The organism is Enterobacillus tribolii (assembly GCF_003363015.1).
Classification (GTDB): Bacteria; Pseudomonadota; Gammaproteobacteria; order Enterobacterales; family Enterobacteriaceae; genus Enterobacillus; species Enterobacillus tribolii.
Genome location: NZ_QRAP01000023.1, coordinates 1 through 13,455, shown reverse-complemented (window position 1 = coordinate 13,455; position 13,455 = coordinate 1). Strand labels below are relative to the sequence as shown.

Sequence of the window (13,455 nt, the reverse complement as noted above, 5' to 3'; positions counted from 1 at the left end):
CTGCACCACGCCGGGTACGATGGGCTGCCCCTGCACGACATGGTCGCGCAGGAACCATTCCCGCCCGGTCAGCGTGGTGCTGTAGCGCTGGCGGCTAAAGTCCGACGTGTTGCGCTGTACCAGCGGATGCAGCCCGCTGCCGCCCGCCGGCGGCGCTGACTGAGTCTGTGCCTGCGCGTCCGGTAACCAGTAACGGTCGCGGGTGAACGGGTACGTCGGCAGATGTAACCGCTGCGGCGGTCGTGGCCCGAACATCACCGGCCACGACAACGCATATCCCTGGCAATACATATCCGCCAGCGCCAGCAGCGTTTCCTGCATGACAGCTGGCGCTTGCTGCCCGGCGAGATGGGTAATCAGCGTTTCGCCATAGGTGTGCAGCGCCTTCTGCGCCGTAAAATCGCGCGCAACCCGCCCGTGGAACAGGTTGCTGCGTTTGCCGCCCTGCAACGCCTGCTGCAGGACATAACGGGCATCCTCCGCATCCTGAATCACCAACGCACAGCGATGAGCAAAATGCTGACGACCATTCAGCAAGGTATGGCTCATCGCCCTTAACCCCTGCGCGTCCCACTGCCCTACTGACAGCGCCGCCTCAAGCTGCGTTAAGCGCTGATGCAATGCTTCGGCTGTTTTTGCCGACACCACCAGCAGATGATAAGGCGGCAGTTCCCCGGCCGGCGGCGGCACCGCACAGCCTTCCGCGCCCTGAATCACCACGTGCGCATTGGTGCCGCTCATGCCAAAGGCGCTGACTGCGCCCAGCCTTGCCCGCGCAGCCTCAGCCGGCCACGAACGCGCCGCTTTGTTGACGTAGAACGGGCTTTCCGGCCAGTCAATATAGTCACTCTCCTGGCTGCAGTTCAGGCTTGCCGGAATGGTTTCATGGCGCAACGCCTGCACCAACGCCACCAGGCTGACCAGCCCTGATGCCGCCAGCGCGTGCCCGACGTTGGGTTTGACGGAAGTTAAGGCGCAGTATTGCTTACGCGGGTTGTAGGGTCTGAACGCATCGCACAACGCGTTAATTTCCACGGGGTCACCCAGCGGGGTACCGGTGCCATGCGTCACGATGTAGTCGAGCGCATCCGGGTTAATCCCGCTGCGCCGGTAAATGTCGTCCAGCAACGCGGCCTGCGCCGCGCCGCTCGGCGCGGTAATCCCCTGGGTTTTACCATCGAAGTTAATGCCGCTGCCCACGATCGTCGCATACACCGGATCGCCGTCCGCCTGCGCCTGCGCCAGGGGCTTAATCACCAACGATACGCACGCTTCACCCGCCACCATACCGTTGGCACGGCGATCAAAGGCATAGCAGGTTCCGTCTGATGACAGCATGCCGGAGCGGGCCATCACCTCCAGCGCCAATGGCGTCGTCATCAGGTTGACGCCGGCGACGATGGCCGTATCGCAATCTCCCGCCGCAAGGCTGCGGCAAGCCTGATGCAAAGCCACCAGGCCGGAAGAACAGGCCGTATTGAGCGTCATCGCCGGGCCGTGCAGATCCAGCACATAGGCCAGGCGCGCGGCCAGCATGGCATCATGGTTGGCCGTTAACGCCGCAGCCTCGGGTATCCCGCCATTCTGGCGGATATAATCCCCCTGTTCAGCGCCGACAAACATGCCGATCTTGTGCCGGGACAGTTGCAGGCTGCCGTAACCGGCATCCTCCAGCGCTTTCCAGGCTTCCTGTAACAACAGGCGCTGGCGCGGGTCCATCACCTCCGCTTCGCGCGGCGCGATGTTAAAAAACAACGGGTCAAACTCGTCAATGCCGGGCAGCGCCGCCATCTGCCCAACGGACGAACCTCCGGCGGCTCCGGCCCGCTCTTCGGGATAGGGCCCAATCACGCAGCGCTCTTGCGCCAGAAGCTGCCAGAAGGCATCCGCATCCCGGGCGTCAGGAAAACGACCGCTGAGGCCGATAATCGCAATCGGCGCCTGCGGCCCGGACACAGGCACAGGCACAGGCTCGGGCAATACGCTGTCGGCCGTCACCGGTAAGGGCTGAACCCGGCTGCCCGCCGGAGGTTCAGCCACCGTGCCGCTCTGCTGGTAAAACGCCGCCATACGTGCGCCGAACGCTTGTTCAAGATAGGCGGCCAATTGCTCCAGCGTACCGTGGCTGAAAAAGACCGACGGCGTCAGCGACAAGCCATAATGGGCATTGAGCAGCCGGGTGATTTCAATCAAACGCACGGAATCTACCCCGTATTCAGCCAGATTCGCGTCCGCCTCCAGCATGTCACGCGGCAGGTCCAGCAAGCGCTGCATATGATCGGACAGATCCCACAAAATGCACTGCGATAAGGTCAGCCCTTTCATTTCAGGACGATAGCCTTGCCCCGGTATAACCGGGTGCGCGTCATCCTCCGCCCCGACGGCAATAACACGGCGCGTCTGCGCCTGACGCAGCAACCGCTCCATGCGGGCGGCGTCGCCCGCCATCACCAGCGGCTGTCTGCCGTCATTCACGCCAAGAAAGCCCTCCAGTAAATGCAGGCCTTCGTCGCTTTCCAACGCCCGCTGACCGCTGGCGCTCAGGTAGTGCGCCATATCATCGCTGCGGCCGCTGCCCATTGCGCCATCGCGCCACAGCGGCCATCCGATGGCCAACGCCCCGTTGCCCCGCAAGCGGGCGTGGGCCAGCATAAAGCGGTTAGCCATGGCGTAAGCCCCGCCGCCAAAGTCGCCGATAGCGGCAGAAACGGAACTGAGATAACACATGAAGCGCGGCGGCTGTTCGCTGAACAACGCATCAAGTACCCGCGTACCGGTGACTTTCGCTGCCAGCACCTGACGGAACTGCGCGTCGCTCACCGTCAGAATATCTGCCTGATCCGCCACGCCGGCGGCATGAACCACGCCGTCAATCCGGTCAAAAAGCGTTTTCGCCTGACAGTAAGCCTCGCCCATCGCCTCAGCATCAGTCACATCGGCCTGCATGTAACAGGCCCTGACGCCGCAGGCTTCCAGTTCGGCAAGCAACGCCCGTGTTTCATCGTCTGATTCGCGGCGGCCGCTCAGCACCAGATTTACGCCGTGCTGTTGCGCCAGATAACGCGCAATCCGCGCGCCCAGTCCACCGTTTCCGCCGGTGATCCAACAGGTATCGCCACGGCGGAATACCGTTGCGTCGCGAACCGGCAGCGGCAGAGAAACCAGACTACAGACATGGCGTACGCCATCCAGATACAGCACGTCTTCATACGTTCCGGCGCTGACCTCAGCCCACAGGCGCGCCAGCCAGCCGCTGAACGCCGTTGGCTGCGCCGCCCGCTCGCTGATGGTTACCGCCGCCATCGCCGGGAAGCTGAACTTCAGTGAGCGCACCAGCCCGATGCGGGCTTCCAGAACAGCCTGCCCGGCGTCATCAGTACAGCCCCCGGCCCACAGCAGGCATTGGCAAACGATCTGTTCGTCATGCAGCGCCCTGAGCAAGTGCAGCACAGGCACGGCATCCTCATCAGCCGCCGTTGCCGAGCGCAAATCCAGCAGGACGTCGATATGACGCGCCTCCCCTGCGGCAGCGCGCAGCCCATCAGCCAGATCCCCATCGCTGACGCAACACACAACGGCCTGCGGCGCCGCATCAGAGAAATAGGTTTGCACCGCCGCTTCCTGTGCGGCGTCGCCAAGCAGGCAGACCACGCGCTTAACGGCGCTGCCGGCATCCCCTGCCGCAACGGGCTGCAGCGTCCATTCCTCACTGAAGCAGACCGGCTGCGGCGGCGCGCTACGGGGCGCGTCATGTTCTGCCGCCGATACCACATCGTCCGTAAGCCAGTAACGCTGCAACGCGAAAGGATAGGTCGGCAGGCTAAGGCGGCGCGGCGTGACCTCGCCATAAATCGACCGCCAGTCAACGGGCAGCCCCTGCACCCACAGTTCAGCCAGCTTCGCCAGCTTGCCTTTATCGATCCAGGTGGCGATGGCCCGGTGTAAATCCTCGTCCGAATTAAATATCGACAATACCGGCTGATTACCTTTCACCTCGCCACGCCAGACTTGCTCCGGTACGACGTCGCCATTGATCAGGCGGGCAAGCCGCTCAATCAGCGTCTGCTGGCTGTCCGCAACCAAAGCGATGCGCACCGGCATCGCATCACGGCCAGCCTGCAACGTCCATGCGAGATCGGTCAGGTTGACGTCATGAGCGCAAAGATGGCCATGGAGGTTCACGATACAGGCGTCCAACTGCGCTTTACTGCGTGCGGAAAGCACCACAATCACCGGCCCTGATGCGGACGGCTTCGTTGCAGGCGCTGCCTGATACTCCTCCAGCACCACATGCGCATTCACGCCGCCGAAGCCGAACGAGCTGACGCCGGCCCGCCGCGGCAGCGTCTTGCCGGCGTTATCGACCGCCGCCGCCCAGGGGCGCCCCTGATCAACCACGTAAAATGGCTGCCCCTCCAGGGTGATATGCGGATTACGCGGTTCACTGTTAATGCTCGGAACCAACTGGCGATGACGCAGTTGCAGCAAGACCTTTATCACCCCGGCAACACCGGCCGCCAGCTCAAGGTGGCCAATGTTGCTTTTGATGGTGCCCAGGCCGCAACCGGCAATAGGCAGCGCACGGTCTGATGCCAGATTGCCGAACGCCTGTTTCAGGGCGTCGATTTCCACCGGATCGCCCAGCGCCGTCCCGGTACCGTGCGCCTCAATGTAGCCCACGCTTTCCGGCGCAATACCGGCCTGACGCATGGCTTTTTCAATCAACCGGGCCTGTGCCTGAGGATTCGGCGCGGTCAGCGAGGTGGCGCGGCCGCCGTGGTTCTGCGCCGTACCACGTATCACGCCGTAGATATGATCACCGTCGCGTTCAGCGGCGCTCAGGGGTTTGAGAAGCAACATACCGACGCCTTCGCCGCGCACATAACCATCCGCCTGCGCCGAAAACGTCCGGCAGCGGCCCCCCTGACTGAGCATGCCCGCTAGCGTCAGCGTCTCAAGTAAATCACCGGACAACAGGGTGTTCACCCCACCGGCCACCGCCAGTTCGCACTCCCCGCTGCGCAGCAACCCGACGGCCTTATGAATGGCCACCAATGAGCTGGAACAGGCGGTCTCAATCGGTTCGCTCGGTCCGTGCCAATCCAGCCAGTAGCTCATCCGGTTCGGCCCCATCGATCCCGCCAGGCCGGTACCGCTGTGACCGCTGATGACTACGCCGGCCTGCGCCAACATTTTGGCGTATCCGCCAGTCATGGTGCCGACCAACAACGCCGTATTGCTACCGGCCAGGCTTTGCACCGAGTAACCCGCATCCTCAATGGCCTTATGAACATAGAGCATCAGCAGACGTTGCTGCGGGTCCATCAGCCGGGCTTCGCTCGGTGAAATGCCGAAGAACAGCGGATCGAATGCGCCAATGCTCTCAATAACACCAGCGTGGTTGATCGCCGGGCGCACCCCACCCTCCCAACGATCGGGCGGCAGTTCGGTAATACAGTCGCGGCCCGCCACCAGGTTTTGCCACAGAGCAGGGATATCCGGCGACTGCGGGAAACAACCGCTCATCCCGATAACCGCGATGGGTTCGGCATCCGCCGTTACGGCGCGGATAACCGGCGGACGGCGGCGGCGACGGACGGAAGGCGCCGCGCCGGACGCTGCTGCGGCAGGTACGGGCGACGCCGGGGAAGAAAACGCGGCTGCCAGCGCATCACGATGCTCACGGGCCAGATATTCAGCCAAAGCGCCCAGCGTCGGCGTTTCGAAAAAGACCGTGGGGCTGAGCACCAGACCGTAACGTTCGTTAAGCAATGAACCGAAAGACGTCAGCGTGATGGAGTCAAAGCCGAACTCTGCCAACGGCGTATCGCGATCAAGCACCTCCGGCGGCAGATGCAGGTGCGCGGCCACCAGTTCCATCATCACCCGTTCCACCTGCGCCGGTAGTTCGTCATCCTGCGCGGACGGTACGGCCGCAACGGCCTCAACGCGCTGATGGCGCCATTGCCGGATCGACGCTTCACCGTTTTGCAGCCACGCCAGTAAACGCGGACGCTCGCCGTACAGCGCGATCAAATAGGGCTGCGGCAGCATCAGCGCTTGCGCCAGCGCCGCCACGCCCGCGGCTTCCGGCATAGCGATCATGCCCGCCTGCCGGTACATGTGCCGCTGGCGCGCTTCGTCAGTCTGCATTCCGCTGCCGGCCCACACCGGCCAGCCAATTGACACGGTTTTCCCGCGGCGCTCGCCCCGTTCAACCAGCGACTGACGATAACGTGCAAAATGATCCAGATAACCGTTGCCGGCCGCATACCCGCCCTGGCCGATATTGCCCCACGCGCCGGCGATGGAGGAGCACAACACCATCCAGTCCAGGGCGACGTCACGCGTAGCCGCGTCCAGCTGCGCCGCGCCGTACACCTTCGGCGCCAGCACGTCATTCATCTCATCGTCGCTCATGTTTGCCAGCAGACGATCGCGCAGCACGCCGGCGCAGTGAATCACGCCATTGAGGCGTCCGTGACGCGCCAGAATTTCCGCCACCGCATCGCGCATCGCGTCTTCATCACTCACGTCAACCGCACGGAATTCAACCGTGGCGCCCAGATCGCGCAGGCGGGCGGCAAACGCATCCTGCTCAGCATCCGCCGTGCGCCGCCCGCTCAGGATCAACACCGGTTTGACGGCGCCGGCAATAGCCAGCGCCATGGCTCGCCCAAGCCCGCCCAACCCGCCGATCACCCAATAAACGCCATCCTCATGCCAGGGCGCTGCGGCTCCGGCATCTTTATTTTCTAGCGCTTCCCAGGTCGGGAGCAGCCGTTGTCCGTGCTGATAACACGCCGCCGGCGCTGCGCTGGCGGCTTCCGCCTGCAGGCGCAAATACAGCTGTTCCGCGCTCAGCGCCGCCAGATCGTCCATCACGACAATCTGTCCGTTCAGATGCGGGTATTCCATGCAGGCGCTGCGCAACAGCGCGCCCAACCCCTGCATGACAGCCTCTTCACCGGCGCAAGACGTCACGACCTGCACGCAACACGGCTCGCCGGGCGCGTTTTCCAGATGCTGCCGTAAAAGCTGCAACAGGCGTCCGGCATGTTCGGTATAACGCTGCGACAACGGCGCCGCCGGACTCAGGCGAACACAACGCCCGTCCGGGAAATACGCCCCGATGTCCGGTGCCGCGCCGGCGTCGCACAACATCAGCCAGTGCTCGCCGCCGTCAGACCGCGCGGCGCCGGCGGGTAAAGGCCCGGCAACCCAGCGGGGAGAGGCCAGCACAATTTCAGGCGCGGCAACGGCCTGCACGACCCGCGAGGTAAAACCGGTCAACCGCAGGGCAACCCTGCCCTGCTCATCGGTAATAACGATATCCAGCCTGCGCACGGCATCACCGTCACCCTCTCCGGGCTGAACAACGGCCCAGGCGCGATCGGGCAGAGGCCCCCATGACTCAATACGCTGCAAAGCGAACGGCAGCGCCAGCGCCTGTTCGCGGCCAAGCGCGCCGCTGGTTTGCAACGCGCCGTCCAGCAAACCGGCCGGCCACACCGTCTCACCCTGCGCCACCGCCGGTAAATACAGTTCGCCAATCGCCAGATCCTGCGCGAGACACACGTCCTGCAACACCCTGAATCCCGCGCCATAGCGAACACCCAGTTGCTCAAACGCCGGGTAGATTTCATCTTTTGCGAGTACGCGGCGGCATCCGGCCCGCATCGCCTCCAGTCCGATGCACGGCGCATCCCCGGCGGATGCGGTGAAGGCTTCACCCTGGCTATAAATCTGCTCGTCTTCATCGTCGCTGTAGATCTGATAACCGACACGTCCGTCATCGCCCAGATCCAGCGCGATATGCACGTCTAGCGCCCGTTCAACGACCAGCGGCCGTATCCAGGCGACGTTTTCCAGCACGACGCGATGGTCCGCCGCATCAGCCCCCAGCGCCAGGGCAACCGCCGCACGCGCCCACTCAAGCTGAACAACGCCCGGAACAATCGCACGCTCCTGCACCACGTGATCGCGCAAGAACCACTCCTCACCGGTTAAACGCGTGCTGTAGCGCTGACCATCAAAATCCGAGGTGTTGCGGTGAACCAGAGGATGCAGACGCGCTTCCTGCCCGCCGCCGTTCCCTGTCGCCGCCGACGCCCAGTAGCGTTCGCGAGCAAACGGATACGTCGGCAGACTTATGCGCTGCGGCGTTATTCCGTCATACAGGCGTCGCCAGTCAACGTCGACTCCCTGTACCCAGAGATCCGCCAGACGATCTAACTTTCCTTTGGCAATCCACACACCGAGGGTGTGTTGCAGATCGTCGTCCTGGCTGAACAGCGCCAGCCCGCCCGCGCTCTTTTTAACATTGCCGCGGAACAAGGTGCCGGCTTCAGCATCGCCTGTGCTGACGGCGCGAAGCTTCGCCAGTAATTGCGGAACGTCCGACACCACCATCGCCAGCCTTGCAGACATCGCCTCGCGCCCCACTTGCAGCGTATAAGCCAGATCGGTCAGGTTAACCGCTCGCTGCTGCAAGTCGTCGCACAGTTGGCTGATTCTGACGCGCAGCCGCTCTTCGTTGCGGGCCGAAAGCACGATCACCACCGGCTTCGTTTCCGGCGTTGCCAGGCGTTGGGGCGGCTGATACTCCTGCATCAGGACATGCGCGTTCACGCCGCCGAAACCGAAGGCGCTCACGCCGGCCCTCAGCGGCAGCGCGTTCCCCTGCGCATCGCGGCACGGCTGCCAGGGGCGGTTTTCGCTCACCACGCCAAACGGGCTGCCGGCCAGCGAGATATGCGGATTAAGCGGTTGGCTGTTCAGGCTGGCGACCAGTTGCCGGTGTTTCATCTGCAGCAATACTTTGATCATCCCGGCTACGCCGGCGGCCAGCTCAAGATGCCCGATATTGCTCTTCACCGCGCCCAACGCACAGTGCCCTTCAGGCAGGGCGCGATCGCCCGACAGCGCGCTGAACGCCAGCTTCAGCCCCTGTATTTCAATCGGGTCGCCCAGCGGCGTGCCGGTACCGTGGGTTTCAATGTAGTTCACGCTTTCCGGCGCCACGCCGGCATCACGGAAAGCGGCTTCAATCAGTTGCGACTGCGCGCCGGGGTTCGGTGCCGTCAGCGACGCCGCACGGCCGCCGTGGTTCTCGGCGCTGCCCAGTAACAGGCCGTAAATATGGTCGCCATCGCGTTCGGCGGCGCTCAGCGGCTTGAGCATCAGCATGCCAACGCCCTCGCTGCGCACGTAGCCATCCGCCTGCGCCGAGAAGGTGTTGCAGCGCCCGGACGGGCTGACCATCCCTGCCTGGGTGAAGCTTTCCATCGCATCAAGCGACAGCAGGGTATTTACGCCGCCGACGACCGCCTGGTCGCAATGGCCGCCGCGCAGTAAACCTATCGCCCGGTGTACGGCAACCAGCGAGCTGGAGCACGCCGTGTCGATCGGTTCGCTCGGCCCGTGCCAGTTGAGCCAATAGCTCATACGGTTAGGGCCCATACAGTTGCTCATCCCCGCCGCGCTGTAGCCCGCGACCGGCTCACCGGCGCTGCTCAACAACTGCCCGTACCCCGTCGCGGCCGTGCCGACCAGCAGCGCGGTATTGCTGCCGGAGAGGCTTTGCACCGAATATCCCGCGTCTTCCAGGGTTTTATACACATACTGCATCAGCAGGCGCTGTTGCGGATCCATCGACAACGCTTCACGCGGCGAGATACCGAAAAACAGCGGATCGAAGTACTCCACCGCATCCACCACCCCGCACGGCAACCCGCCCGGCGCGGTGGGCTTACCCCAGCGGGAAAACGGAAAATCGCCGATGCCGCTGCGCCCGGCATTCAGGTTTTCCCACAATGCGTCAACGTCGGGCGAACCGGGGAAAGTGCCGCTGATGCCGATAACGGCTATCGGTTCCGCTGTATTGTTGCGCGGCGCCGGCGCTGAACGTCCGGTGCGCCGCCGTTGGCGGACAGGTTTGTTTTGTACGGCGCGACATGCTTCGTCCGCCGGGGCTTCCCGCGTTTCCGTCAGGCGGTGCCCGTGTTCGCGGGCCAGGTAGACGGCCAGTTGCGCCAGCGTCGGCGCTTCAAAAAACACCGTCGGACTCAGCTCAAGATCGTAGCGTTCGTTGAAGTCTTTCAGGAACGACACCAGGGTGATCGAATCGAAGCCCAGTTCCGTCAGCGGCGTGTCACGCTCCAGGGCCGTTGGCGCCAGTTTCAGATGACTGACGATCCTGTCCCGCAGGAGGCGTTCCACCTCTTCCGTTATCCTGCCGGCGGACACCGGCCGCGCCACGGGGTCTGCCGGTACGGGGTTTTCCCTCTCACACAGGAAAACTCCGTCGCTCACGGCCTGCAACACCTGTTGCCCAAGCCCGTCCAGCTCTGGCGCCAGCTGCTGCGCCGAACAGAATCCGCTGTCGGCCAACACCCTGAGCCAGCTCTCCGTCGCCAGCCCCGGCGCGCCCTTCAGCCTCAGCCAGGGATCATCAGCCAGCCACCATCCGTCCAACAACCCGAACGTCAGATGGGTGTACACGCTGGCATCGGCCATTTCATTGATGAGCAACAGCCCGTTGCGTTTCAGCAGGCTTTTGGCGTGGCGCAGGGTATGGCGGATGTCCCGCGTGGCGTGCAGCACATTAGTAGCCACCACAATGTCGTAGCTACCGGCTTCCACCCCTTGTGCCGTCACGGCTTTCTCTATGTCCAGACGCTGCGTGCGAAGATAAGGCGCCAGTTCCCGGAACGCCGTCTGTGCATGGCTCAGGAATACCGGTGAAATATCGGTATACGTATATTCTTCAATATTGGCCGTGCATCCGGTCAGGCGTTTAAATACGCTGATGCTGGTCCCGCCGGTCCCGGCGCCGATCTCCAGAATGCGTAAGCGGCAATCCGGCTGTTGCGCCACCCGCGCCCTGACATATTGTTCCAGGCGCCCGGCCAGCAGCTCATTGAACAGCACCACTAACGGATGATCGCGGTAAACGCCGTCCACCAGTTCCAGCCCGCCTTCCGGGAAAATCACCGCCGTAGCGGCCTGTTCGCCGGATAAAATGGCAGGCAGCGCATTTAGCGTCGCATTAATCAGCCGCAGTTGGGCATCAACGCCGGGTTGCCCCGCCGCTGTGCCGCAAAAATCCTGCCATTGCGCCCAGGCCTCCTGCCAGCCCGGCGGCGGCGCAGATAAATCCTTGCCGTTTCGTTGCAGCAGATACAGGCCCGCATCACGCCAGCGCCGCCAGCCCTGCGGTACGGAAGCGTCGTCATCCAGCCAGGACATCTGCGCCAGCAACGCCAGCAGCAGGTCGCTCAGATGCTGTTCCATGACCCGCACCGGCGCTGTGCCGCCGGGCCGCGTCATGGGGGCCAGCGCCGGCAACGTAATTTCCGGTGCAACCGGAGCGACGGCAACCGTGACACCATCCGGCTCCGTTAACGAGCGGGCGACCAAAGCATCCGTGACACGGATAAACCCAACCTGGCGCAGCGGACCGGCAAGCAGCTTCTCCAGTGCGGCCATGGCCTGCGGCGCCTCTACGGAACCCAACCCTAACAACGCCATATGGCTGCGGTAAGACGCCTGCGCCACCACGCCGACGCTGCCCCAGTAGCCCCAGTGCATCACTTTTACCGGATACGGCCGGGCGTATTGATTGTGCGCGACGGCATCGGCATAGCAACAGCCCGAGGCATAATTCGCCTGCGCGGCGGCCTTACTGAAACTCTGCATGGCGGAGAAGAACAACATGAAGTCCAGCGGCAATTCGCCAAACACCGCCACGAGGTTATCCGCCGTCAGGGTTTTGGCGTTCAGCGCCTGGCTGAAGCGCGCCTCATCCATTTTTTCCAGCGGCCCATCGGCCAGGACTATCGCGGAATGCACCACGCCGTGAACGGGCCCGAACCAATCAGTAATCGTCTCCCGCGCCAGTTCCAGCGCATCCCTATCGGCGGCGTCAGCCTGAATATAACGCGGACGCGGCCCCAGCCCGCCCAGCTTATCGAGCCGTTCGCCGATGTCAGCATCCTCCGCCCGGCGTCCCAGCCAGACGATTTGTGCCTGATATTGCCGGATCAGATATTCGCTGAAGGCGCAGCCGATACCGCCCGCGCCGCCCAAAATGACGTACACGCCACCCTGACGAAATGCGGGCGACGCAACGTCAAAGGGCCGGCAAACGCGCAGGCAGGCCCGGTGCCAGCGGGAATCACGCCACAACAGGGCATTACCCTGTACATCGGCCGGCCGGCTTTGCCATCCGGTGCTCTCCAGCGCCTGACCGGCGGGCAGGTCAAGCAAGCGGATGCGCCACAACGGATACTCTTTCGCCAACGCGCCGATCAGCCCGTGAACGGCCGCCTGATCCGGATCGACGATCTCATCTTGTGCAATGGCTTGCCCCTGGGTCGTCAGCACCGTCAGCCGCAGCGGCTGACGTCCGTATCCTTGCGCCAGCAGCGCCTGCACCAGGCGCAATCCGACAACCGACGACGGCGTTCCCGCAATCGGGCTCACCTGCCAGAGCAAATGGGCGCAGGACGCAAACCCGGTCAGCTGCGCCCGCAGCGCCTCCGGCGTTGCATCGTGTTCGCACTCAATCTTCAGCACTGACGGCGACGGCCAGTCGCCGTCAGCCGCAGGCGCTTCCCCGGCAACCACCCAGTCAGGGAACAGCGTCAAATCACCCACCAACCCAGCGTCATTATCCGGAGCCGGCGTCATCATTCCGGCCTGCGCCGGTAACTCAGGCGCCTCAAGCGCCGGACCGGCGGCAAGCATCAGCACCGGACGTTGTTCGTCATCATAAATAACGATCTGCCAGGCCGGTTGCTCTGCGCTGCCGCTGCGCCGGATCTTCGCCGTCACGACCGGAGAAGAACGCCGCCAGCCGCGGATCTCGCTGACCTGCGGCGGTATTTTCGCCCCCAGCAGGCAGGTTGCCTGCAGCACGCCGTCAATCAGCGCGGGCGACCAGTCATAAACCTCCCTCTCCGCTTCCAGCGTGACGACCAGCGAGTCATCGCCAATCAGTACGCGCCGTACGCCGGGGGTTTGCGGCCATCCGGCATGCGCCAGGCGTTCATAAAACGCTTCCGCCGTCATCTCCTGCCCGTCCGGCATTCTCAGCGCGTCTGCTGCGGGCGTGAGCGCCGTTTCCCCGTTATCCGGATCGGCATAACCCCGGCAGTAAACCCGGGTCTGTCCATCTTCTTCGCTATAGATCTCGTAACTGATGCCGCCGTCGTCCAACGGCTCCAGGGCGATATGTATTTCGCTCTCTTTATTGACGACTAACGGCTGCACGCTGGTCACTTCCGTGAGGTGCAAGCCAACATTGCCGGCATGCCCTTCCAGCAGCAGGCTGACCGCCGCCCGCGCCCACTCCAGTTGCACCACCGCCGGCACCACGCCGCGACCCTGCACCACATGCTCACGCACAAAACGCTCGCCTCCCGTCAGCCGCGTGCTGTAACGCAGTTCACG

The 13,455-nt window shown here is 63.6% G+C and carries 1 protein-coding gene; it reads right to left on the bottom strand.

Translation table 11 applies throughout. The features are described 5' to 3' along the window. Positions 1-13,455: SDR family NAD(P)-dependent oxidoreductase (locus C8D90_RS21735; protein WP_115460544.1), on the bottom strand; the 13,455-nt coding region annotated here is incomplete at both ends.